Here is a 25,800-nt window from a genome sequence, read left to right on the forward strand (position 1 = left end):
GAAATTACCAATCTATAGGGAGGGGCTGGAAGATGATTGAATTGGAGGTTCAAGACTATTACAAGGGTTTGCCGGCGCTGGATCAAGTGAAAATAAACACACTCTTTGCGAGGGTGGTGCTGGAGCAGCGAATTCCGGGCAAAGTCTATACTGACAGCAAAGAGATGCCGCGAGCGTTCTATGTCGTCCATCCATACGGGATGTCATTGGTTTATGGTGATTCCTCGAATAGCAGCTTTAATCGCGGGCTGTCTGATTACATAAAGGACAGAGCGGGAATCCGTCTGCATGCGGAATGGCTGCAGGGAGACCCGGCTGGAGAATGGAGTGAATGGATCGATGCGATAGCGGCTGTACATAACAGTGAATTGCCGGTAAGGGGCGGGTTGCTTGAAGAGGACGATCACCGATCCATTCAGAGAAATACCCGAGTGAACTTCAGTATAGATCGTGAAGCCTATTTTGCAGCCAGAGCACAGTTCTTTAAGCAGGACGCAGCCCTTGTACGAACGGGAAAAGAACAATATGCTGCTCTCACCGGCTCTGTGGTCCCCAAATACTTTTGGCGTGATGAAGAGCATTTCCTTGCAGAAGGTGTAGGCTTCAGTATTATGGAGGGGGACGAGATGGCTTCTACGGCGTTTGCCTCCTGCTCGACAGCGGGCCAGCTGGAAATTGGAATTGAAACTTCGGAAGCCTTCCGGGGCAGGGGATATGCATTTACCGTAAGCTCGGCATTGATCGATTATTGTCTTGACCATCAATTGGAACCGGTGTGGGCTTGCCGCCTGGAGAATCAGGGGTCGTACTATCTCGCACAGAAACTGGGATTCAAACCGTCATTGACACTGCCGTATTACCGGCTGTCACATCGATAAATTTCGATTATGAAAAAAGGCACTGCCCCGTGGACTCCGGGGGAGGGTGCCTTTTTTGTACGGTAAATGGTATTGAAAAGGACAGCCTATACCCGTCCGGCATCTACGAAACAATGCAGATGAAGCGGTGACAGCACCTTAAGTCCTTCCCCGAGCTCAAAATCCTTTCCTTCCGCCAGTTCTAGCCCCTTCTTCTTGAAATACAAATGGTAGAGTGCCAGTGTCTCCTCGCTAAATTGGCTGCTGTGCAGTGCCATGGCAGCGAACTTCCGTTCGAAGAAGGGGGTGATATCGATCACGGTATTGGGTTCAGCCGTTAAATAGAATCCCAACGCTTTCGGCTGCCAGGGTTGTGTGCGGGTTCCCCGGGGATACAGCGGCAGTCCTGCGGACAAAAAGGCCTGGGCGGCTGCCCGTCCGGTGACAATATGATCATAGTGGGCTTCATAGGGAAGCCATGGATCGGGACAGAATACCGCATCCGGCTGAACGGTACGGATGATTTCGGCAATCTCTGCCGCCAGAGCCGGAATATGCTCAAGTGTGCCGTCTCCATGCGGCAATTGGTGGAACACCGTGGCTCCAAGCGAACGTCCCGCCGCTTGAAGCTCCTGCGAGCGGACCCTGGCGATCTCGGCATGGGACAGCAGGCCGTCACTACTCCCCAAATCTCCATTCGTCACCGTTAAGTAATGAACCTCACAACCCTTTTCCGCTAAAGCGGCAATCGTTCCGCCCATGCCCACTTCATTATCGTCGGGATGGGGCTGAATGCACAATATTCTCCGGCAATCCGTAAGATCGGGAGGAGCCATAAGGCTGTAGAGGATGGATGAATCCATTTTGAATCGCTCCTTCTTTTGTTAAAAGTATGGGTCTGTAGATTATGCTGTTCTGGCTACATCGCCCTGTGGTTCTCCAAATCAATCAGTATCTGTATCCGCTGCTTATCGCTTATCGAATAGAACAGAATGGGAATAATGGCCCCAAGGAAACAAATGGCGGGCAGTAAAAACATCACAAAGCTCAGTCCCTGCTGGAGCCCCGGCGTAGCAGGCTGATTCTCCACGTAGTTCAGAAGCCCAAGACTTGCCCCGATAATCAACCTGGACACTGCTCCGCTGAATTTGGTGATAAAGGTATTCGTAGAGAATACAATCCCTTCCCCCCGAAAGCCCAGCTTCCACTCTGAATAATCAATGGTATCCAGCAGCATCGATGTGCTGACAATAATGGTTATACCCGAGAAAAAGAAGCTGATCCCAAAGAATACTAGCGTAAACAGAACATTCTGATCACCGAACAGATAAGGAACCACACAGGAGAGGCTGCCCAGGATACATGAGGAGATAAATACACTTTTCTTGGAAAAGGCACCCAATAGCTTGGGTGCTGCGGTCATACCGAGCAGCATACCGACCACCAGGCTGATTCCGACCTGTGTCCCATAGCTGGCATCTCCCCAGACATAAACCACATAGTAGAGTTGAATGCTCTGTCTTATGCCGGTCACGAGATTGATAATCAGCAGGGAAGCCAGCAGTGTGAGGAGAGGTTTATTCTTATATATGGTTTGCAGATTTTTGCGGAAGGGAATCCGTTCAACCGATGGGGCCACCCTTTCTTTGGAAAGGATCCCTGTCAGCCAAATGGCCAGCGCAGCAATGACCGATACGATAATTGCAGAGTAGAGATAGGCTCCGGTACTTCTTTCACCACCGAAAGCAAGCAGGAGCTGTATGCCGCCTATGGTGATGATGACTGCACCTAGGGTTCCGCCGATTTTGCCAAGTGTCACGACCAGTGTCCGTTCCGCCGGATCAGTGGAGATTACAGAGGATAACGCCCAAAGTGGGGTGTCGCAGACCGTGTATAGCATTCCCCACAGCAAATAAGAAACCGTTGCTATGGCTACGGTCAGTGTGGAGGAAGTGCCGAAATCCATGAAGCACAGCACCGTAGCGGCAGCGATCAGGAATGGCGCAAACAGCAAATAAGGTCTGAATTTCCCCCACTTGGAACGTGTTTTGTCCGTGATCATCCCCATTACCGGGTCCAGGCAAGCGTCAAAAATACTTGCAGTGACCAAGATGACACTGGCTGTCGTTGCGGGAATGCCAAGTAAGTCTGTATAAAAGAATAAAATGTACATCGACATGAAGCTGTAGAGCATATTTTGGCCCAGTAGTCCGCCGGAAAACACCACTTTTTCTGCCAAAGTTACTTTTGTTGTCAATCGGCTGCCCTCTTTTCTGCGAAAGATTTGGAGAATCCGTTTCTTCGTAATTATGTCTATTTATAACTTATCTGCACATATTGTCAAGGGTGTGCTGCATATAGAGCTGCTAAATCATGAATACGGTGCTTCGGAAAGGTATAGAGATGCTAGGAATTGAGAAAAATGTGGTAAGTAACAACCGGAAAGGGGTGGGAATGTTGGAAATTACACTAGGATCAGAAGAGGTCATCAGCCGAATAAGACAGCTTCAATCAAACGGTGGAACCATTAACAAAAAACAAGTCAAACAGCATGATCCGGAACTGATGCGAAGTGCTCTGCATTATTTTCCAAGCTGGGAGCATGCCGTCAAGAACGCAGGGCTTCTATAAAGTTAACAAGCAAATAGCCGGAAGGACACAGCCCAATGCTGTGAAGTCCTTCCGGCTATTTGTTGGATTAACTGATCTTACAGGTTCATGCCTCTGGTAAATTTGACTTCGCTGGGGGGCCTGAATTAAGATGTTCGATCGCTCTTTGGTTGAGCTGCAGCTCATTCATATAGGTGTTAACCTTAGATTGAAGGCTTTGCAGAATCTTAATATGCATTTCGCCCACTTGCTCTTCGATGCAAAATGCAGAACACGTCAAAATGCCATTTGTATAGGATTTGGTTTCATCTACAACAGTGTTGAGCTTCTCTTTATAGATTCTTTTCACTGGCCCGTTCTCCGGCTTGATCTCATAATAACGGTTTGTCTCCAAAAGCAACCGCCAGTGGCTGACCTTGATCTCATATTCGTCCTTTTCTATTTCTGCGGATACTTTCACAATGCGAATGTGACTGTTCGTGATGATATGACCCTCCTGAACCCTTATGTCTTAAGGGGTTGAATTCTCCTAAATGGCTTAAGAGATTATATCATGCCTGTCTCTCTATTCTCAATGCTGCGCTACAGTAAAGTACTGGCAGATGACTTGTTTGAATGAAACAGTGCTTTAGTTTTTTTGGGGAATTTGATGTATTTTTTGGTTGTAAAAACCGTTTAATGATTGTATAGTATAACATAATATGTAAGCTTTTACTATGTATGTGGTTTCATGAGAATGTTCCATATGTTATGTGTCTTAATCCTATCCGCTATGCTTGAACAATAAATCTTCTTAGATCTGATGATCTAACCGCCTCCATATGCAAATGCACCTCCATAATTCCTATTGGCTACACACTAACGATTAGTTAACTACCATCCCTTATAAGACTGTCACTTCACCTTTTTGTTTCTTAATGAAACACCAAGACATACCCCATAGATTTACAAGTTTAGTGAAGGGGGGATATTCTCGGAAAATAGCGTACGGAAATGTGAAGCAAACCATTTGAGGAGGTAGCTTTATATGTTCAAAAAAATGATTGCGGTTTTTTGTGCATTAATTATCACCTTCATGACCGTATCTTTCGTCCCCCCGCAAAAGGTGAATGCCGAAGCGAATTCGGTCGTAGCCCAAAATGGCCAACTGCGAGTTTCCGGGAACCAGTTAGTGAATCAGGCGGGAGAAGCGATCCAATTAAAGGGGATGAGTTCCCATGGTGTGCAATGGTTTGGCCAGTACGTGAACTATGATAGCATGAAATGGATGAGAGACAATTGGGGCATAACTGTATTTCGGGTAGCTATGTATACGCAAGATGGCGGCTATATCAATGATCCATCGCAAAAAAATAAGGTGAAAGAAGCTGTACAGGCTGCAATTGATCTGGGAATCTATGTGATTATTGATTGGCATGTGCTGGGTGAAAAGGATCCGAATATTTATAAACAACAGGCAAAAGGTTTCTTTGCAGAAATGGCCAATTTGTATAAGGACTATCCGAATGTGATCTATGAAATTGCCAATGAGCCTAACGGGTATGCTACGTGGAACGGCCACATTAAGCCATATGCAGAGGAAATGATCCCGGTCATCCGATCCATTGATACGAATGGAATCATTATCGTAGGAACCGGAACGTGGAGCCAGGATGTACATGATGCCGCCAACAACCCCATCGCCCAAAGCAACATTATGTATACAACTCATTTCTATGCTGGAACTCATGGTTCATGGCTGAGAGATCGTATTGATTATGCGAGGAGTAAAGGTATAGCCGTATTCGTCACTGAGTGGGGAACGAGTGACGCTTCCGGAGACGGGGGTCCTTTCCTTGCCGAATCTAAAGTATGGACGGATTTTATGAAAGACAGAAAACTGAGTTGGACCAACTGGTCGTTATGTGATAAAACGGAAGTCTCTGCTGCATTGGCGCCTGGCGCAAGCCCTTATGGAGGCTGGTCTGATTCGCAGTTGACGGCATCCGGTAAATTTGTCAGAGATCAGATAAAGTCAGCAACGCCTCCAATTGATGGTATCGTGTCTGGTAAAACCTACAAAATGGTTAACGTAGGCAGCGGTAAAGCATTGGACGCAGCTGCAGCAGGTACTGCAAACGGCACAAATGTACAAATCTGGGATGATAACGGAACGGGCGCTCAACAGTGGATCATCACAGATGTTGGCGGAGGCTTGTATAAGGTTATTAATGCCAATAGCAATACAGGTCTGGATGTAGCTGAGATGGGGACTGCTAATGGATCGAATGTGCAATTATGGAGTTATGGCGGCGGTTCTAATCAGAAGTGGAGCATTGTTAAAGTTGGAAGTGCTTACAAATTGATTGCCAGTAATAGCGGGAAAGCTCTGGATGTCGCCGCTGCTGGTACTGAAAATGGAACCAACGTTCAAATTTGGGATGACAATGGAACAAATGCGCAAAAATGGAATCTGTACCAATTAAACTAACTTAAAACCATAAAATTCAACAGAGCAGCGATTCCTGAACTTTGAGGACCGCTGCTCTACGTTTTTGGTCATTTGCAGCTTGCTGGATGCCCTTCTTCTGTACCAGATCCAGTATTATTGGAGCTTAGAATCCGCTGAAAATTCAGAAAGGGGGCATTCAACATGCCGGAAACCACTAATCCTATGCGTAAAAAATGGTTCCGTAACTATGTCATTGTAATGACTGCCGCCATTGCCATTCTGCTTGTATTATTGTTTGCCAAGGAACCGGCGGATACCCCCAAAGAAACGGTAGAAGCTGAAGGGATTCCAGCGAATACTGTGACAGCTGATATATCAGCTAAAACCGGATTAAGGGAAACTGCAGGTGAGGCGCTGGAGATGGTCAGCGAAGCCGATACACTTTCGCAAGATGGCGTTTTTTTTATTAGAGATAGTAGATCGCGGGGAAAGGGGGGCTTCGAGAGTACCTTAACTTGTGTCCCTGAATATGGTAAGGAATTAAATATACGGATTAAAAACAACGGCAGTTCGGGCATCATTATCGTAAATGTAACCCGTGGCTCGCATGAGTATGGATTTGTGGATGTGAAAGCGGGACAATCCATAACAAGAACCTTCCACATGGCTGATGGCAGCGGAGTTTCCGGAGACTGGAAGGTTTATCTTACCACCCAGGATGGGCATGAGACCGACTTCAACATTGCAGCAGAACAACACTAAGTAAAGTAAAGAAACGGGGGAATTGCCTGGTACTTTACTTTTTATGAATAGAAAATTTTCAAGGAAAGTATTACAATAAATCCATTATTGACCTCGTAGGTTAATGAGAACTGTAATTGATTAATAAAGGAGACGAGCTATGAAAGAACACAACGCAAAAAAAGGACATCCGGTTTTATTTTCACTAATGCTGGGCATTGTGCTAACCCTGTTGGTATCCGTTGCCTCAGCTGCTGCAAGCATTATGGAGCTTGACGACACGGGAATCCGGTTTGCCCAGGCTTGCGCCTTTTTGCTCATGGCCGTGATCATCACGGTGTATATGACCAGGAGTAAGCAGCCATTTGGCAGCTATGGATTCCAAAAACGAATTGGGGCGAAGGACAAGCAGGCGCTGTATTACATTCCATTACTGATCATCGCGCTGCTTCAGCCGGCTATGAGCGGAATCAATTTCAAACTTTCGGGAATCGAGATCGTGAGTATTCTGCTGTTAACGGTTTTTGTCGGATTTACAGAGGAAACGATTTTCCGGGGAATTATCCGGGAGAAGCTTCGTCACAAAGGGCCAGCGTTTTATATTGTTTTTTCTTCCGTCTTTTTTGGCATTCTGCATATGGCCAATGCGCTAAACGGAACCGAATTTATACATATTATTCTTCAGGTTATCAATGCGCTGCTGCTGGGCTTTATTCTGGCGCTCTTAATTGAAACTACAGACAATATTATTCCCTTAATCGCTTTTCATTTTATCTATGATGCGCTTGCCATGGTCAGCAATGAGAATTTGGATCAGGAAATTCTGATAGTTTCCCTGCTGAATATTCTGTATTTGCTCTATGGAATTTACCTATATGTGGTATTGACGCGTAGAAATAAATCGAATAGCCTATCAATGTAAACAACAAACCGGCCCGCAAGCAGGAGCAAATCCTGCTTCAGGCCGGTTTGTTTGTGCAGCATAAGGATTTGTCCTTCTATGCCACATCCGGTTCCTCATTGGAATCCGTATCATTTTCGGTGTCGGCTGCTGCCTGTACCTCTAACTGGAATTGGTTGACCAGATTATCCAACTCCTCTGCTAATTGGGTCAGACTACGGGTAGAATCCATCATTTCCTGCATCGCCGACATAGATCTGACGGTGGCTTGTGCCGCATGGGCTGCTTTTTCGCTGGACAGCTCTGCGTTATTGGAAATGAGCTGGATCGTAGCTGCGATCTCTTCTGAGCTTGAGGAGATCTCTTCAACAATGGCAGAAACATTGATGATCTGGCTATTCACCGAATCTACCTTTTCAGTAATATGTTCAAACGCTTCGCCGGCTTTCTGGACTGCATTTAGACCTTGTACCGTTTTCTCGGAGCTAAGGTTGATCTGTTGCACGACGGCCTCCGTTTCGCTCTGAATGGAGCGGATCATTGCGGATACTTGGTCTGAAGCGGTTTTGGATTTCTCCGCAAGCTTCTTCACTTCATTCGCCACGACGGCAAATCCTTTTCCTTGTTCGCCCGCACGGGCCGCTTCTATAGATGCGTTCAAGGCTAACAGATTCGTTTGGGAAGATATCTGCGAGATGAGCTCAATGATTCCATCAATTTCTTTCGTTTTTTCCCCCAGTCGTTCAATAACTGCTACAGACTCACTTGAATCGAGAACAAGGTTCTCGATCATTTGCTGCGTTTCATGAATAATTATCTGGCCCTGCTCAGCCTGTGCGAGAGAGGAAGCTGATGCATGGGCGACATCCTCTGTACTCATGGAGATCTGCTCGATGCCCTTGGCCACTTCATCGATTCCCAGAGAGCTCTCTACAATGGAAGCGGATTGTTCCTTGGAGTTCTCCGCGATCTCATTTATGGAAGCGGCGATGCTTTTCTCTGTTCTGCTTGCCATGATGGAAATTAATGATATCTGATTGGCATTATCTGCTAACCGGCTGGAGGAATGTGAGATATGTTCCAGTGTATGCTTCAGGTTAAAGACCATTTGGTAGAAGGAACGGGACAATAAACCGATCTCGTCCTTGCGGCCATTATTTAGCACTTCAATATCGGCGCGGAGATCACCGGCAGCTATTTGCTCAGAGAACCGTACAAAGACATTTAGAGGTTTGGTGAAAAACCGGCGGACCAAGAGCCAAAAAACCAGCATCACCAGAACAAGCAAAATTAAAGATACTATGATGATGTAATACACTAAATCTACGGAAGCCTCCAGTTCATCTGCAATGTCAAACTGAACACCGGCAACATATGTAATCTTTCCGTCCGTATGTAAGGGAGTGGTTAGGTCCACAAGGTTCTTATTCAACAGGGTCACCGTGCGGTTCTCCTTGGCTGCCGCAATATCTTCCTTATCGGCAGGTTTGCCAATGGAAGCTGTATCCAAAGAGGCTATCGCTTTGGGCTGGCTATCCAGGCTGTAAATATTAAAGTCTACAATTTCAAGGTCAGCCGACTTTAGTTTATCCAGTGAAGCTTGAAGCTCCGCTGCCGATTCCTTTCCGGATAGAGTGGAGTCAAAGGCTTTGATAACGACTAGAGCTTTTTCTTCTCCAGAGCTGATGGCGGCTTTCCTGCTCTGAGAGTAGAAAACAGAACAAATTACGAGTGTAACAACGATCAGAGAAATACTAGCCATAATGATAATCTTGTTAGCAACTTTCAACGAAATCCACCTCATTATTTATTTGTAATCCTGAGAAAGTAAATTGCGTACAATATACTTTTATCAAGTATAACATAGAACATGTGAAATTATATACAATTCACCCGCAACTTACTAAAAGTAAAAAAGCCTAGCGGGGCAGGCTGCAGTGCCGGTGCTTAAGCTCAAAGTTCAGTTTGTGAGAAAACGCTTACAAAACTGCGGAATATGCAGCTTTACTTAGATTTAGGAAGACCAGGAATGGAAATCACCGTATATCGGGAAATAGGCGAATAAATTCAATTCTATGAAGTTTTAAATTTCACCTATAATGAGCTAGAATAGAGACATCACCACAGGAACCACAAAAGCAAACGTAAGTGGTTACCAGGGTGACTGTCTCATTCCTAAATTTAGCAATGAATGTAGGAGAGGAGAGAATCCAATGTACTAAGTTAGCGAAGCATGCCGGAATCGGCTGCAGGTAGAAAGGTGGATGTGACAACATCTTTCGGCAGACCGTGGGGATGCGGGAAACCACAGCAAATCTTTATTGAAGGAAAAAGCTATTCATTCAAGCAAGAGTGATCTTGCGGAAGAAAGAGCGTGATTCCACCAGAAAAGGTTAGCGAAGCGTACTGATACGATGTTCACAGCAGGGAAAACGCCGGTGAAAACGTTTTTCGTGAAATCGTGTACGTGGGAATTCACCCCATATGCAGGACATGGATTATAACTCCGGACAGGAGAGAACGGGTAATACGGTAATTTGAATATGAGAACAATCACCATGTCAGGGATATGGCTTGTTACTTGGAGGAAATGATAGAAGTGCATACAGGAGTTAAAACATAAGTCCCCGTTACCTTGCAATAAGGTGAACGGGGATTTGTGCGTTTGAGTTGCTATTGTTCGAAGTATGGGTTAATATTATCAAAAATGATAATAAATAAAAGGGGGTGATATCTCTGAACCAGATGGATTATGACACTCTGCTCCACCCTCACCGCTTTGCAGTTGCAGCTGCCCTATCCAAAGGCAACGCGACGGTGGAGCAGCTCCGTTCACAGTTGCCACATATTTCTCAGGCGAGCCTGTATCGGGCGATTCAAAAGTTGGAGCAATCCCGAATGATTACCAAAGTCAAGGAACGTCAGATCCGTGGGACGGTCGAGGTTACCTATGGCATGGGATTTTCGCTCAGCCAAATGACGATGCCGGACCATGCAGGTGTGGAGCAATTTAAACAAAGTGCACATGTGATTTTTTATCATTACGTGATGAGGAATCTTGAGAGGCATCAGGAAGAAGAAGCTCAGCAGCTACAAAAGGCGAGATTCAACGCCGTTCCCTTAACACTGCCTGAGGAGCAGTACGATGCTTTTATCGTCGATGTGAGGAATTTAATCGCGAAGTATATGAACAAAGGCCAGAATTCGAGCGGAGCATCCTATCAGCTAACAACCTTTTTAGTTCCGGATAAGGGAGATGATTGATATAAAAATCATTCCGGCATTGCTGTTTGCCAGACAATTACCCCGCCGAACACGTGGGAAAATGTTCAACTACCGAGCCGTGCTTGACCACTGTGATTTATTTACCCGGCTGGATGTAAGCTTCACTGCGGTCAACGAAGAAACGCTAAAACTGCTGCCATACGTTGAAAACCTGGACAAAATCAAAAAACTGCTGCCGCTGCCAAATATCCTGCTGAAACCTCTGCTGAAGCTGCAAACAGGATATATGCAGATAAAGGATCCGCCTTCTTTTACAACGGATCGGATCGTATTTTATTTGCACGGGGCGGAGGGGCTTTCCGAAGAGAATACGATTTTACATCAACTGCTTATTGAAGCCGGATACACCATAATTCGTGTGAGCTATCATATGGATTATGAGAAGTATGGATTAACCCAGCCCAAAAAAATGGAGGATATGCCTTCTTTTCTCGATCAATTGTACAGCAGGATAGCTCCGCAGCTTTCGGATGAACTTGAGAAAGTTATAGAGTTCGTGCATCAGGAGCTAGGACTCACTGTGGAGAATAAGGAGATTATTATGATTGGCCATTCTTTGGGAGCCGGTGTTCTTCTCAACTACTCGGTAACCCACCCCGACTTTCGAGTGAATAAATTTATTAATCTGGACGGTACAATGATTGCTCCAGCCCTGGTTATAGGGGCCACCTTTCCACAGCTTCATCTCAGCCAGTCGCAGCAGTTCGATGCGAGCTGGCTGAAAGAAGAAGAGACTGGAAGCCTCGCTCATGAGCTTGGGAAGGATTATGGAATGAGAATTCATAAGCTGCTGGAAGCCTCCGGTTCTGAGTACAGATGGATTCAGATCGCTGAATCGACACACTTCACCTTCACCGATTTCCCCTATCTGCTGAAGCCATATAAGTTCGTCAGTAAAATAGCCGGCTCCAGAGCCGCTTCGGACCGGATCAGAAATTATGTGCTTTCTTTTATCGAAGGAGGGCCTTCTTCCATAGCTGTAGATCCTCGAGATAAGGAAATAATTATGGATTGTCTGAACGAATCAAAGAGCGTTGAATTGTCGTCCGACGCTAAAGTCCGCTTGGACTAACAAGCAGAGGAGCTATATGTTCACGGAATACATCAACAAGCGGGTTGTTTTTGCCGCGTTTGTTCTCTTGGGTCAGAACCACGACAGCCTCAATCTCCGGAAGTACATATACATACTGCCCAGCATATCCCCGGGCATAAAAATAATCCGTGGCAGTTGGCAGATGTCCGTCCTTAGCAGTTAGCGGAAAAGAATCCGTCCACCAATGCCAGCCATACCCGCCGCGGCGGGGAGGTTCGGCAAGGATTGCAGGTGCCGTTGAACGCGCCACCCCTTTACGAGAAATAATCTGCTTCTTCTCCCGTACTCCCCCATGTAAAAAAAGCTCTCCAAATTTCAGCAAATCGCTGGGCCGTAGCTGAAGCCCGAAACCCCCGGTGTGGATGCCTTGAGGATCCGTTTCCCAGTGATACTTCTCAATGCCAAGAGGTCCGAACAGAAATTGCTCGGCAAACTCTGCCGTTGATATTCCTGAGGCTTGGACCAGAATGGCTGATAACATTTGCGAGATTCCAGAATTGTATTCCATGTGTGTGCCCGGATCATGGGCGAGCGGCTGCTCCAGTACATACTTTACCCAGTTTGGGGAGCGGGTCATTTTCGGAAAGGAATTCTGTCCGCCAAATTCAGTCCAGCGAAAACCTGCAGACAAGGTTAACAAATGTTCAATCGTGATCTCCTGTTTGCGCTTATCTGTATCCCGGCCCAGCTGCGGGAAAAATTCAGCTGCCTTCGATGAAGCCTCCGGCAGCAGGCCTTGGTCCATTGCGATGCAGATTAGCGAAGAGAGTACACTTTTGGTACAAGAATTGATCTTGGCAATCTCTGAAGCTGTGCGGTCATTTCTATAATATTCAAATTTCAATTCGCCCTGGAGGCTGATCAGGCAGCTTCTCAAATGCAAAGGGGCAATTGCTGCAGATAATGTCATCAGGTTCATACCGTTCACCCTTTCAGGGATATCATACCACCAGTTGATATAATACCCCAATAGGGCTGCGGACAATCTGCAACAACGAAAAAGCTGCCCGGATTGCTCTGGACAGCTTTTTATATTTATAAATCCTGATATACGATATTAATAAGTTCGATCTTCAAGGTCTGGATAGCCTCTTCGCGGGGCAGCATGATGAACTTAGACAAATATTCGATATCTACCGAGAACAGGCTAAGAATATCCTCCATGGATGCTTTGTCTCCGTTTTGTGCTTTTTTTACAGTTTCGACGAATTGATGAGATATTCCCTCAGGATTTCTAGTCCCTTCCGCTTCCATTTGCTTACCCCCTGTTGAGTCATATGTAGTTCGATCGCAACCTCGTGTTCCGGCATACCGTCAATCACTGTTTTTTTAATGATATACCTGCATTTTTCCCAAGGAATCATTTCCAGAAGCTCGTCAACAAACAGCTCCGAAATCACCAGACTCTCAAAGCTGTTGTCATAGAGCTGATTGTCATACAGCGGTTTGCTTTCTCTTATCAGTTGAATGCGGGTTTTATACTGGATTCTCCAAGCTGAGCGTTTTAACAGTTTTCTGCAGGTTTCAACTAACTCGTCTTCACAGGTACTCATGACTACTCCCCCATGTTCAGTTTTGCACAAAAGATTAACCAGCACAGCCTGTTCCCCCAGGCCCGATCCCTCCATTTGTTAAGCATAGGATAGATCAGCTGATTTATCTCCTCATATAACAAGTAGAATATTCCATAGATTCCACAACTATCAAAAACATAAATTTACATGATTACTATTTTTATTAGCAAAGTTGTAATAATAGTCTCTGATTTACCTTTCTTTATGAGGAAAAACTAGGTTGGATATGTCGAAATTACACTTTTTGGAGGCGATACCGATGAAAGACTATTTTACACCGGAGATCATCAATACCATTCTTACCGTGCTGGTTATTCCGCTGCTGGGTCTAATGGCGAAATCTATTATTGCGTATACCAAACGGGAAATTGCCCACTTGGAAGATAGGATAGGCGACGAGGCTGTGAACAAGCTTCTGAACCGGGCTTCAGATGCCATTGAATCCGCAGTGATTGCGGTGAACCAGACGTTCGTGGAAGGGCTGAAACAGCAGGGCTCATTCGACGCAGCGGCGATGGAGAAATCGTTCAATCTTGCCAAAGAGAGGGCTGTAGCCATATTGGGGGAAGCCGCCAAAGAGGAGCTGAGTCTTGCAATCGGTGATCTCGAAGCGTGGATCGAAACGAAAATAGAAGTTTATGTGAACCGCAATAAACAGTTGTAAAAACCTGCCCTGATTTCCCTTTGTTAAGTAAAGGAGGAGCAAGATTTCGCCATGATCGATACGCTTATCACAAAAAAAGTTAGGGGATGCATGATGAAACATTCGAAAAGAAGAGGAAAGCATGTAGAGCAAAGAAGGCTAGGCATCATCACTAAATGGTTATGCCTCACGCTCCTGATCCTGATGCTGGCTCCCGGCGCAGTGTTTGGATCGGAGAAAATGTTCTCCGCTAGCCCGCAGGATGCGGGAGCAGGTAAAGCATATGCGGCAGTGTATGGTACAGAATCTCCCGCTGAGCAGACAGGTCAAGTCTTGACAGTCAGAGATTCCGTCTACCAATCCGTATATGATTCGGTGTATGGGCTAGACCCTACACTCGGGGTCATCTTGCATCACGGAGCCTATCAGATGAGCCTGCTCGCTGTAGGCAATGTGGAAGGGACGATGACCGCAGCATCACCACTGCTGCAGCAAATGAAGCTGTCGCAGGCTTCGGGTGTCATTCCCGGCGGACGCGGATTCATGCTGCCTCAGGTTGTCGCGGTCAAGGATCTAGCCGGTAATCCGCTTGCCGGGGTTCCGGTTACCTTCACTGCCTCTGAAGACAGTACGATCACCGCGGTAATGCGCGGACTGAACAGTACTGGAATCACGGTTGTTACGGATGCGAATGGGTATGCTTCTGCGGCTAACACTTACACAAGTTACGTGGGAGAAGGATACCAGGTCTATTCCAAGAGCACCGGGGTGATCAAGACGATGGAGGTTAAAGCCACGGTTCCAGGCCTTCAACCGGTCACCTTCCGCGTGGAGGTCGGGGCTGTGGGGTCAAACCTGATCGACACCACACCGCCGGCGATTACGGCATCTGCACTAACCGATGCGGGAGCGCCTTACATTGCCGGAACATGGACTCATCATTCGGTTACCGTTCACTACACGGCAATCGATACGCTGTCCGCGATCAGATCACTGACCTCGGACCAGAATTTTACCGCTGAAGGTGCGGGTCAGATGGCTACCGGTAAGGCGGTCGACAGCTCAGCTTCCAGTGATGAGGATAAGAGCCATTATTCCATCGCCACTTTTGGTCCCATTAACATTGATAAAACAGCTCCGGTTACGACCGTAACTGCAGCAGGTACGGAATCCGGCAGCTGGAGCCATGATAAGGTCACACTTCACTTCACCGCAGAAGATCTATATTCTGGTGTCGATTCCATCTACTATAAGCTGGGTGAGAATGATGCGGTGAAAACGGCGGGCCTAAGTGCAGATACTGAGATCAGCAAGGAAGGAACAACTACAGTCACCTATTGGGCTGTGGACAGAACCGGGAATGCCGAGGCTGCCAAAACTGTAACTGTCAAAATTGACAAAAGCGGTCCGGTGATTGCCAGCATAATAAGCCCTGAGCCGAATCCAAAAGGCTGGAACAGCGCCAATGTCACAGTCGCTCTCACCGCCTCCGATGTGAGCTCAGGGGTCAAGGAAATTCATTATGCTCTGGGTGCATCCGGAGAAGAGAAGGTTGTAGCCGGAACAACGGCAACTTTTGCCGTTCAGACTGAGGGCGTCACACCGCTCGCGTTCTGGGCTGTAGACCAGGCGGGGAATAGTACTCCCGTGCAGAAAACTGAAGTGAAAATAGACAAAACGATTCCGGTGCTTACCGTACCGGCAGATATCAATATGGAGGCAACGGCAGTCCGTACGCCTGTCGAGATTGGTAAAGCCTCCGTACAGGATGTATCCATCCCGGATGTCGTCGTGACGAACGATGCTTCGGCCGATTTTCCCATCGGAACGACAACCGTGAAATGGACCGCTGTGGACCCGGTAGGGAACACCTCTTCACAGGTGCAGAAAGTAACGGTAAAGGACACAACCAAACCTGTACTCACTGTACAAGGGGATATCGTAGTTGAAGCAACCGCTGTGCAGACACCGGTTATTGTCAGCGGTGCATCGGCCAAGGATATTTTCCCGGTCATCGTGGTTAACAATGCTCCAAAGGAATTTCCCATGGGTACGACCAAGGTCACATGGACCGCTACGGATGCGAACAGCAACGTGATTACCGCGGCACAAAATGTTATCGTGGTTGACACGATCAAGCCGGTGCTTACCGTACCTGCAAACATTACCAAAGAAGCTTCGGGTAGAAGAACTCCGCTTTCTGTGGGTACGGCAACAGCGGAAGACATTTTTAAAGTGAATATTACAAATAATGCGCCAGCGGATTTCCCGGTGGGGACCACCAAGGTGATCTGGAGAGCAGAGGACGAGAATGGGAATGTCACGACAGCGGAACAGCTGATTACGATAACAGACACAACCAAGCCTGTATTGACGATTCCGCAGGATATCCGTATTGAAGCAACCGACACGCGGATGAAGCTGGAGGTTGGAGCGGCTAAAGCCACAGATTTGTTCGATGTGCTGTTAATCAATGATGCCCCTGAATATTTTACGGTAGGGGTTACCAAGGTCACCTGGACAGCTACAGATGAGCATGGCAATGTAACGAAAGCCGTTCAGAACGTAACGGTTACCGATACCACCGTTCCGGTGCTGACGGTACCCAAGGATATCTCAGCAGAAGCCACCGGAATCAAGACACCGGTAGCGCTCGGGCAGGCGTCTGCCACGGATATTTTCAAAGTCGTGATTACCAGCAATGCCCCGGATAGCTATACTGTCGGTAAAACGCTGGTCACCTGGACAGCTACCGATGAGAATGGCAACAGCAACAAGGGGACACAGACGGTTACGATCACAGATACCACCAAACCGCTAGTTACGCTGCCAGGTGATAAGACAGCAGAAGCGGCCGGAGAAAGAACGAAGGTAGACATCGGCGAGCCGATAATTACCGAGATTTTCCCGGTAACTATCACCAATAATGCACCCGTTGATTTCCCGCTGGGAACGACTGAAGTTACCTGGACAGTTACCGATGAGCACGGTAATGCAACCGTAGGCACTCAAAAGATTAAGGTCGTGGATACGACCAAACCTGTTCTAGGTGTACCGGCAGATCTTACAGTTGAGGCGACGGCGGTCAGATCGATAGTCTCCCTCGGTCAGCCCACTGTAACTGATTTATTCAAAACTACTGTGATTAACGATGCGCCCGTTGATTTTGCGGTAGGCACCACCAAGGTGACCTGGATGGCTACGGATGCGAGCGGTAATGTGGCCATAGGCACACAGAATGTAATAGTTATTGATACTACCCATCCAGAACTCCATATCCCTGCAGATGTCCGGGTTGAAGCCACAGCAGTAAGATCACAGGTTCAGACTGGCATCGCCACAGCCACAGATATTTTTCCGGTTACGGTTACCAGCAATGCTCCGGCAGATTATCCAGTGGGTACTACCGAGGTCACTTGGACTGCCAAGGATACCCACGGAAACATAACTACAGGCAAACAAAAAGTGACGGTAGAAGATACAACACTTCCTGTTCTGAAAGCACCCGCGGATATCAGCAAAGAGGCTACAGCGGTAAATACACCAGTCAACATTGGACTAGCGACGGCAACGGATTTGTTTGCGGTAGAGATCGTAAGCAATGCTCCGGCAAGCTATCCGCTGGGCAAAACCATTGTGACCTGGAAAGCCACCGATGCGAATGGCAATATCAGCAGTGGAACACAGACTATAACCATCGTAGATACAACCGTACCTTCCATTGCCGCAGCAGCGGATCTGACGGTAGAAGCAATCAGCCGGGAAACTGAGGTTCAACTGGTAGTGCCGGCAGTGACAGATATTTTTGGAATAGCATCGGTTACCCATAACGCTCCGTCTGCATTTCCTATTGGAGTTACCGAGGTAATCTGGACGGCCAAGGATAAGAACGGCAATCTGTCCACCCGTAAACAAAAGGTTACGGTAGTGGATACAACGAAGCCGGTGCTCAGCGTGCCTAAGGAGGTTCAGGCAGAGGCTTCGGCATTGCAGACACCTGTGGAGATCGGGATGGCAACAGCTACAGATATTTTTAACGTTACTGTCAAAAGCAATGCCCCGGCGACCTTTCCTATTGGTATAACAGAAGTCACCTGGACGGCTACGGATGAGCATGGCAATCTGTCCACCGGGGTGCAGAAGATTACAGTGGTAGATACCACGAAACCGGTACTGAGTGTGCCGGAAGATCTGACGGTGGAAGCCACTGCAGTGAAAACCCCTGTTGAGATTGGGCAGGCGACAGGGACGGACATCTATAAAGTTACGATAACCAGTAACGCACCTGATTCCTATCCATTAGGCGCAACTGAGGTTATTTGGACCGCTACAGATGCAAACGGCAATGTAACCACGAAGGTGCAGAAGATCACCGTGGTGGATACGAGCAGTCCGGTACTCAGCACACCTGAGGATCAGATTGTGGAAGCCACGGCAGTGAAGACACCTGTGGAGATCGGGCAGGCAACGGCGTCAGATATTTTCAAATATACGATTGTGAGCAATGCCCCGGCAGACTATCGTCTGGGTACCACCGAGGTTACCTGGACCGTAACCGATGAGAACGGCAATATAGCCACGAAGGTGCAGAAGATCACGGTAGTAGATACGAGCAGACCGGTGCTCATTGTACCTAAGGATCAAACCGTGGAAGCCACGGCGGTGAAGACACCTGTGGAGATCGGGCAGGCAACGGCGTCAGATATTTTCAAATATACGATTGTAAACAATGCCCCGGCAGACTATCCGCTGGGTACCACCAACGTGACCTGGACTGCCACGGATGCGAACGGCAATGTGTCCACTGGTGTCCAAAAGATTACCGTAGTAGACACGACGAAGCCGACGCTCAGCGTACCTGAGGATCAGACGGTAGAGGCGACAGCGATTCGAACCACCGTCGAAATAGGGCAGGCTGCGGCAAAAGATATTTTCCCCGTAACCGTGGCATCGGATGCTCCGGCAGATTACCCGCTGGGCACTACGACAGTCACCTGGACGGCCAAGGACAAGAACGGCAATGAAATCAGAGGCGTGCAGAAAATAACCGTTGTGGATACTACGCAACCCGTGCTGAAATTCAAAGGATCTTTGCATCTGACCAAGGAAGCGACTGCGCTGGCAACGCCGGTGGAACTGGAAGTGCCTGAGGTACTGGAGCTGTTTCCGGTCGTTTTAACTACGGATGCCCCGGGGTTTGGCAGTCAGGACCCGATCACTTCAGGGGAGAGCATTACTGCGAAATTCCCTCTGGGAACCACTAAAGTAACATGGACCGCAAAGGATGCAAACGGAAATGCAATGATCGGGATTGTCACAGTAACCATCACGGATACGGTCAAACCCGTACTCAAACTGCCGGCAGACATTACTTTGGAAGCTACTGCGGTTCGAACTCCGGTTGAGATTGGACTGGCTACGGCAACGGATATCTATGATGTGACCGTGAACAGTAACGCTCCTGCGGATTACCCGCTGGGAACAACAGAAGTCACCTGGACCGCAAAAGATGCGAACGGCAATGTGACCACAGGTATACAGAAGATTACGGTAGTGGATACAACCAAACCGGATCTGATCTTGCCTGTCGACAAGACTGTCGAAGCGACTGCTCTGAAGACCCCGATAGACATTGGTCAGGCAAAGGGCACAGATATTTACAAAGTAACCGTGATTTCGGATGCCCCTGCGGATTATGCACTTGGCGTAACTGAAGTGAAATGGACCGCTACAGACGAGAACGGCAATGTAACTATGGGTGTACAGAAGATTACGGTGGTGGATACGACGAAGCCTGTTCTGAATCTGCCAGCCGACAAAACAGTTGAAGCAACTGCGCTGAAGACTCCGGTAGAGATCGGACAAGCGACAGGCACGGATATTTACAAGGTGAACGTAATATCGGATGCCCCATTGGATTATGCATTGGGCACGACTGAAGTGAAATGGACGGCAACGGATGAGAACGGCAATGTAACTACGGGTGTGCAGAAGATTACCGTGGTGGATACGACGAAGCCTGTTCTGAAGCTGCCAGCCGACAAAACAGTTGAAGCAACTGCGCTGAAGACTCCGGTCGAGATCGGACAAGCGACAGGCACGGATATTTACAAAGTGAGTGTAATATCGGATGCCCCAACGGATTATGCACTGGGCACGACTGAAGTGAAATGGACGGCAACGGACGAGAACGGCAATGTAACTACCGGTGTGCAAAAGATTACCGTGATAGATACGACGAAGCCTGCTCTGAAGCTGCCGGCTGATAAGACAGTCGAAGCAACTGCGCTGAAGACGCCGGTAGAGATCGGACTAGCGACAGGCACGGATATTTACAAAGTGAATGTAATATCGGATGCCCCAACGGATTATGCACTGGGCACGACTGAAGTGAAATGGACGGCAACGGACGAGAACGGCAATGTAACTACCGGTGTGCAAAAGATTACCGTGGTAGATACGACGAAGCCTACTCTGAAACTGCCAGACGACAAGACAGTCGAAGCGACCGCATTGAAGACGCCGGTAGAGATCGGACTAGCGACAGGCACAGATATTTACAAGGTGAGTGTAATGTCGGATGCCCCAACGGATTATGCGCTGGGCACGACTGAAGTGAAATGGACGGCAACGGATGAGAACGGCAATGTAACTACTGGTATACAAAAGATTACCGTGGTGGATACGACGAAGCCTGTGCTGAAAGCACCAGCAGATGTTTCCGTCAGGGCTACAGGCGTCAAAACACAAGTGACTCTGGGCCAGGCTACAGTGAATGATATTTTCGGATACACGTTGAAGAATGATGCCCCTGCGGATGGATTTCCGGTAGGCAAGACAGCTGTCACCTGGACCGCTACCGATGCGAACGGGAATGTATCCACAGCAGTCCAGTATGTAACCGTTACTCAGTTATTTAAAGTCCAATCGTACAACGGTACTAGAACAAGCATCACGAATACGATTGCTCCGAGAATATCCTTTGAGAACACTAGCAGCAGCACCATTCAGCTCTCAAACATTAAGCTTAGATACTACTACACCATTGATGGAGAGAAGCCTCAGGGTTTCTATGCCGATTACTCCCGGGTATCTAGCTCCAGCAGCAGCATTCAGTCCTATATCATAGGAAGCTTCCAAAAGACCACTAGCAAGACCGGTAGCGATTATTACCTGGAGATCAGCTTCTCCAGCGGTGCGGGAAGTCTGAAGCCGGGTGAAAAAGTAGAAATCCAATGCAGGTTCTGGAAATCTAATTTTTCCAACTATACCCAGACTAATGACTATTCATTCAATGCACCGGCAACAGATTATACAGATACCAACAAAATTACGGTTTATTCTTCCGGCAATCTGATTGCAGGCATGGAACCGTAAGAAAGCATGAATTACATTGTAACAGCGTAACAGCTTCCAGGCTGCATTCCTGTAAGATTGGCTGCAGCCTGGAGCCTATATTCTTAATGAGAGATCAAGCAGCTCCATCCGGGGGTACGATATGCCAGACGACATGAATGAAATTCTGCAAAGGTTGACCCGCGTAGAAACGAAGCTCGATATTATGAACAGCGCAAGGGATATTGCGCTAGAGGCTATGCAGAACAGCAAATCGGCACATCTGCGTATGGATGAAATACGGGATGAGCTGGCCAGATTGAAGGTCAGGCAAGGAGAAAGCCAGCGGTGGCTGGTGGGCACCATCATCAGCAGTGCAGGGTTGTTCATAGCGGCCGTGGGTCTTCTGATGAAGCTGTTGATCGGGTAGCAGAAATATCAGGGGCAGATGATGGATGAGGAAGGAGGATACGGCAATGGCCAAGGGATTTGATTGTGCGGCACCGCTGACGAAGACGTTAGCGAAGCGGTTCCGGGAGGACGGTTATGAATTCGTATGCCGGTACCTGGTACCTTCTGGCTGGAAAAGACTTACCAGGGCTGAAGCGGCAGCTATCAGCGCTGCCGGCCTGCAAATTGTCTCTGTATATGAGACAACAGCCAGCCGTGCGCTGGGAGGACGCGCCGCAGGTCTTGCTGACGGGGCGGCTGCAGCGCAAACGGCGATAGCTGTCGGGCAGCCGGAGGGAAGCCGGATTTACTTTGCGGTAGATTTCGATGCCTCAGCAAGCCAGATGGCTTCGGTAATCCAGTATATCAAGGCTGCAGGTGAGGCTTCACCGAAGTTCCGAACGGGTGTATACGGGAGCGCAGCAGTCGTTGAAGCAGCGATGGCAGCCAAGGCCTGCACAGGCTTTTGGCAGACCTATGCCTGGAGCAAAGGACGGAAAGCAGAAGGAATACACCTCTATCAGTACGATAATGGCCCCAAAGGGCTCGGGCAGCCGATCCACGGCGTAAATGTGGATATTAATCTGTCCAGCGGAGATGCGGGATGGTGGAACACGGTGGAAGCGGTCCCTTCACCGCCAAACAATTCGGGCGGGGAGGTGAAGGAATATATGCTGAACCAAGAGGACGCGAATAAGATCATAGCCTTCATTCAAGCCGCCTATATGGCGGCAGGTAGCCCGGAATCCCGAGAGGAATTCCACCGCCTGGCAGATGAGATACGCAAAGCATCGGGTCAACCGGTGGACGGGGAGAAGTAGGACCACAGACAAAATAAAATTAACTTGGCAAAAATGCTGTAAACGGCCACCTTCGGGTGGCTTTTTGTTTTTAATTTAGAGGGGGAATGAGAGGTGAATGGTTGCAATAAATAGATTTATTTTTCCATCCGGCTGTAAAAAGCGCTATGGATTTTACTTTATCTATAGGAGCAATTTTTTTACAGAGGGGGAATCCGTTTGCAGACCCATGCAACCGTAAGCAAGGACAAAGAGAACACTTCGGGCAGCCATCAACCATATAGCAAACCATCGAATTTCGTGAAGCCGGCAACGGCCAAGCAGCCAGACCCGGTGGAGATCATCCGGCGTATCCGGCAGAATCCGGCATCCTTAAGCCGGGAAGACAAGTTCGCGCTTCAGCGTACCCTGGGCAACCGGGCCGTGGTTCAGTTGTTATCCAGTTTAAAGGATAGTAAGGAAGGTAGTCAGACAAGCGAGGCAGCAGGTGCGAAGCAGGGTGAGCAAGGGCAGGAGATCGCGGGGGATTCCCGGACGGAGCAGGAGCCTGCTTCTCCGGAAACGGATCCATTGGTACCTTCAGCCACTACGGATCCGTCTGCAAGTAAGCAGCAGCCTCAGGTGCAAGAACCTGCACTAACGGCACAACCAGTGAGTACTCAGACTGAGCCGAAGGACGAGCAGAATGAAAAGTCCGGCATTCGAGCAAAGACTGCCACTACCCTCAAAACGTGGGTGAAATCCTTGGCGGGAACTTCTCCTTCCAGCAAAGAAGGTAGCAAGGGGAAAGCAGATGTAGGGCAGCTGGCCGGTAAAGAGAAGGTAGAAGCTCATCATACAGCTGAAGAAGAGGCGACGGGTTTAAAAAGGCAGATGGGAAAAGAACAGCCGGTGGAAGGTAAGGATGCAAAGGATCCTAAAGAAGCTAAGGAAGGGCAAGAGTCCAAGGTAGGCAAAGAGGCCGAAGCAGATAAGGAATTGAAGCCAGGAAAAGAAGCGAAGGAAGCGCCACTGGAACCTGCACCTAAGGGGGCCGCGAAGGAGCCTTCGCTCGGAGATGCGTTGGGCGCTTTGGCCGGAGACGGAAAGGAAGAGCCGGCCAAGGTCAATAAAGTGAACATCCACGGGGAGGATCCCGGACAGATCCTCGATCAGCTGACCCGGGTTCAGCCGACAGAGATGGGGGACGCTTACGCCCAGGCGGTGGATGTTTCTGCTGGGGCTTTCGCGAAGCAGAAGCAGAAGACCCGGCAGGGGTTGCCGGCCATTCCAGCCCCGACAGGGCTGAAAGGCAAAGTCTTTCAAGCCCGGAAAAAGCCAGCGCCACTGAAACACTCCGTACCGGAGGGGTACAGAAGCGAGCGCACCGGCGGGACTGCGACTACGGGCAACCTGGAGCGAATGAACATCGGATCTTCCGGCTCCGAAGGTAATCCTGAAGCCATGTTGGGTGAAATCCGGTCCGCTGCGGCGCAGCCTCCGGGCATCAGCATGACCGGTGAGGCGGACCCTTCACAGCTTGAAGGCTTCAATCAGGAGGCCTCCCAGCAGGTAGGGGCATCCAAGCAGGCGGAGATGGGCCAGATCCACACTCCGTTTGGTGAAAATGACATCTATCCCGAACCGGACGGCTCCACACTGAAGGCATCCGCAGAGCTGCAGGGCGGGAATGCCCCCGGAGCCAAGAAGCTCCCTGCACTGGGAGTGCCTGCGGACATGACGGCCGGACTCAATCGCAGCCTTGCTCCAGAAATGAAGAAGCAGCTTGGCGCGAAGCAGGCTGAATATAGCAAGGAAAAAGCGAAATTCGACAGCAAGGTGCTGATCTCCAAAGCAGACAGCCACGCGCAAATCCAGCAGGCGGAGGCCGATGCCAAGAACAAGCAGCTCAGCCAGCAGGCCGGGGCTAAGGCTGAAGTCGACAACCTGCGCGGCGAATGGAAAAACGAGCTGGATGCAGCCGAAGCCGACTATGCCGGACAGGCAGGAGCGGCTGCGCAGCAGAAAAAGGGCGAGATCAACAGCGTCCGGACCGAAAAAGAACGGGAAGCGCAGAAAAAGCAGTCTGAAGCGGAGCGGGAAGCCACTCAGGCCTACAGCAAAGCTAAGAAGGATGCCGACGGCAAGCATGCAGAAGAGAAAGCAAAGGAAGAGAAAAAAGGCGGCTTCCTCGGCTGGGTGAAGGACAAACTCGAAGCCGTGGTCGATCTTGTCAAAAAAGCGGTCAACTTTATTTTTGAGGGTCTCCGCAAAGCGGTGAAGTTTATTTTTGAAAAAGCCAAACAAGCCGTGCTGGGCATTATCGAACTGGGCCGCAAGCTGATCACCAACCTGATCAAAGGCCTGGGCACGCTGCTCAAAAAGCTGGTGTCCGTGGTATTTGCCAAATTCCCGGGCATCGCCGCCAAAATATGCAGCAAAATTGACGGCGTCGTCAACAAGGCCGTGAAGGCCGTCAACCAGCTGGCACAGAAGCTCAAAACCAAAGTCACACAGGTCATGGACTTCCTGGCTGCCAAGGTAGATCAGGCGCTGGCTGCGGTACAGAACTTCTATACCAAGTTAATCTCAACCCTGGGTAACCTGCTCATTGCTACATTTCTGGATGTGCTGGCCCGGATGGGGGCGCTCGGCAAGGCGGCGAAGCGTTCACTCAGCCACCTGGAAGGCAAGATGTGGGAGTATCTGCTGGGAGTAGATATCTCCAAGCCCATGGGAGCAGGGGCGGCAGAAGGCGCAGCAGCGGAGCAGGCACAGGACACCGGTCAGCCTCAAGCGGACGAGAAGCTTACGGCAGACGACATCGAAATGGAGTCGGTCGAAGTGGGTGAGATGGATCCTGCACTGGTGCAGGAAGCGAACCTCAAGGACGGGGAGAGCAAGCAGCTCTCCGGCAGCCGCGATCCGGCCACCAAGGACAGCATCATGGCGGAATTCGATACTGGAAAAGCAGATCAAAGCCTGGGCAGCAAAATAGAGGGCGGCGCGAAACTCCGTGCGAGTAATGCGAAAATGCTGTTTGACCAGATTAAATCATATGTAATAAAATGGATGAAGAGTAATGGATTGAAGCTTTTGGC

The 25,800-nt window shown here is 48.8% G+C and carries 18 protein-coding genes and 1 pseudogene; 12 read left to right on the forward strand and 7 right to left on the reverse strand.

Annotated features, from left to right (window positions below; all coding sequences use genetic code 11):
- Positions 1–32: 32 nt before the first annotated feature.
- On the forward strand, positions 33–878 hold the full coding sequence (locus ACTJKB_RS10765) for a GNAT family N-acetyltransferase (protein ID WP_440833827.1): 846 nt from the start codon (positions 33–35) through the stop codon (positions 876–878).
- An 86-nt stretch (positions 879–964) separates the two neighbouring features.
- Here the strand turns inward: ACTJKB_RS10765 and ACTJKB_RS10770 are convergent, their stop codons facing one another.
- Both ACTJKB_RS10770 and ACTJKB_RS10775 read right to left on the reverse strand, forming a co-directional pair.
- Entirely contained in the window at positions 965–1,720 is a 756-nt protein-coding gene (locus ACTJKB_RS10770; RefSeq protein ID WP_440833828.1) for a PIG-L deacetylase family protein, read from the reverse strand.
- A 56-nt stretch (positions 1,721–1,776) separates the two neighbouring features.
- A complete protein-coding gene (locus tag ACTJKB_RS10775; protein ID WP_440833830.1) occupies positions 1,777–3,114 on the reverse strand; it encodes an MFS transporter in 1,338 nt (445 codons plus the stop codon).
- Between the two features lie 200 nt (positions 3,115–3,314).
- Here ACTJKB_RS10775 and ACTJKB_RS10780 point away from each other — a divergent pair, with 200 nt between their 5' ends.
- A complete protein-coding gene (locus ACTJKB_RS10780; protein ID WP_440833904.1) occupies positions 3,315–3,488 on the forward strand; it encodes a hypothetical protein in 174 nt (57 codons plus the stop codon).
- A gap of 85 nt (positions 3,489–3,573) precedes the next feature.
- Here ACTJKB_RS10780 and ACTJKB_RS10785 read toward each other — a convergent pair whose 3' ends face one another.
- Positions 3,574–3,927: a hypothetical protein gene (locus ACTJKB_RS10785; RefSeq protein WP_440833831.1), complete on the reverse strand. Its 354-nt coding sequence runs from the start codon at positions 3,925–3,927 to the stop codon at positions 3,574–3,576.
- A gap of 567 nt (positions 3,928–4,494) precedes the next feature.
- Here ACTJKB_RS10785 and ACTJKB_RS10790 point away from each other — a divergent pair.
- The 3 genes from ACTJKB_RS10790 (at position 4,495) to ACTJKB_RS10800 (ending at position 7,561) form a co-directional block, all read left to right on the forward strand.
- On the forward strand, positions 4,495–5,937 hold the full coding sequence (locus ACTJKB_RS10790; RefSeq protein WP_440833833.1) for a cellulase family glycosylhydrolase: 1,443 nt from the start codon (positions 4,495–4,497) through the stop codon (positions 5,935–5,937).
- A gap of 162 nt (positions 5,938–6,099) precedes the next feature.
- Complete coding sequence (locus ACTJKB_RS10795; RefSeq protein WP_440833834.1) at positions 6,100–6,660, forward strand: hypothetical protein; 561 nt, start codon at positions 6,100–6,102, stop codon at positions 6,658–6,660.
- A 139-nt stretch (positions 6,661–6,799) separates the two neighbouring features.
- Positions 6,800–7,561, forward strand: a complete 762-nt coding sequence (locus tag ACTJKB_RS10800) for a CPBP family intramembrane glutamic endopeptidase (protein ID WP_440833836.1) — start codon at positions 6,800–6,802, stop codon at positions 7,559–7,561.
- A 76-nt stretch (positions 7,562–7,637) separates the two neighbouring features.
- Here the strand turns inward: ACTJKB_RS10800 and ACTJKB_RS10805 are convergent, their stop codons facing one another.
- Positions 7,638–9,329 carry a methyl-accepting chemotaxis protein gene (locus ACTJKB_RS10805; protein WP_440833838.1) on the reverse strand — a complete coding sequence of 564 codons (1,692 nt, stop codon included), beginning with the start codon at positions 9,327–9,329 and terminating at the stop codon, positions 7,638–7,640.
- Positions 9,330–10,285: 956 nt separating this feature from the next.
- On the opposite strand from ACTJKB_RS10805, the gene ACTJKB_RS10810 reads away from it, so the two are divergent.
- Positions 10,286–10,804, forward strand: a complete 519-nt coding sequence (locus ACTJKB_RS10810) for a winged helix-turn-helix transcriptional regulator (RefSeq protein ID WP_440833840.1) — start codon at positions 10,286–10,288, stop codon at positions 10,802–10,804.
- A complete protein-coding gene (locus tag ACTJKB_RS10815; protein ID WP_440833841.1) occupies positions 10,797–11,897 on the forward strand; it encodes a hypothetical protein in 1,101 nt (366 codons plus the stop codon). Before ACTJKB_RS10810 ends, ACTJKB_RS10815 begins: the two co-directional genes overlap by 8 nt.
- On the opposite strand, the gene ACTJKB_RS10820 is transcribed toward ACTJKB_RS10815, so the two are convergent.
- The 3 genes from ACTJKB_RS10820 to ACTJKB_RS10830 all read right to left on the reverse strand — a co-directional run bounded on the left by ACTJKB_RS10820 (position 11,878) and on the right by ACTJKB_RS10830 (position 13,546).
- A complete protein-coding gene (locus tag ACTJKB_RS10820) occupies positions 11,878–12,888 on the reverse strand; it encodes a serine hydrolase domain-containing protein (protein WP_440833842.1) in 1,011 nt (336 codons plus the stop codon). The two genes, ACTJKB_RS10815 and ACTJKB_RS10820, sit on opposite strands and share 20 nt — an antisense overlap.
- A 65-nt stretch (positions 12,889–12,953) precedes the next feature.
- A complete protein-coding gene (locus ACTJKB_RS10825; RefSeq protein WP_244169865.1) occupies positions 12,954–13,082 on the reverse strand; it encodes a hypothetical protein in 129 nt (42 codons plus the stop codon).
- 29 nt (positions 13,083–13,111) lie between these two features.
- On the reverse strand, positions 13,112–13,546 hold the full coding sequence (locus tag ACTJKB_RS10830; protein WP_440833845.1) for a sigma-70 family RNA polymerase sigma factor: 435 nt from the start codon (positions 13,544–13,546) through the stop codon (positions 13,112–13,114).
- Positions 13,547–13,751: 205 nt separating this feature from the next.
- Here ACTJKB_RS10830 and ACTJKB_RS10835 point away from each other — a divergent pair, with 205 nt between their 5' ends.
- The 5 genes and pseudogenes from ACTJKB_RS10835 to ACTJKB_RS10855 form a co-directional block, all read left to right on the forward strand.
- Positions 13,752–14,156, forward strand: a complete 405-nt coding sequence (locus ACTJKB_RS10835) for a hypothetical protein (protein ID WP_074087014.1) — start codon at positions 13,752–13,754, stop codon at positions 14,154–14,156.
- 93 nt (positions 14,157–14,249) lie between these two features.
- Positions 14,250–21,512, forward strand: coding sequence for an HYR domain-containing protein (locus ACTJKB_RS10840; protein ID WP_440833846.1), 7,263 nt, complete (start codon positions 14,250–14,252; stop codon positions 21,510–21,512).
- A 121-nt stretch (positions 21,513–21,633) separates the two neighbouring features.
- Entirely contained in the window at positions 21,634–21,900 is a 267-nt protein-coding gene (locus tag ACTJKB_RS10845) for a hypothetical protein (RefSeq protein ID WP_074114091.1), read from the forward strand.
- A gap of 46 nt (positions 21,901–21,946) precedes the next feature.
- Positions 21,947–22,741 (forward strand): glycoside hydrolase domain-containing protein, encoded by a 795-nt coding sequence (locus tag ACTJKB_RS10850; RefSeq protein ID WP_440833848.1) that lies wholly within the window; start codon positions 21,947–21,949, stop codon positions 22,739–22,741.
- Positions 22,742–22,939: 198 nt separating this feature from the next.
- Positions 22,940–25,800 (forward strand): annotated as a pseudogene (locus tag ACTJKB_RS10855) (HNH endonuclease); the annotation flags it as partial.

Source organism: Paenibacillus sp. 22594, assembly GCF_052044425.1.
Classification (GTDB): Bacteria; Bacillota; Bacilli; order Paenibacillales; family Paenibacillaceae; genus Paenibacillus_AQ.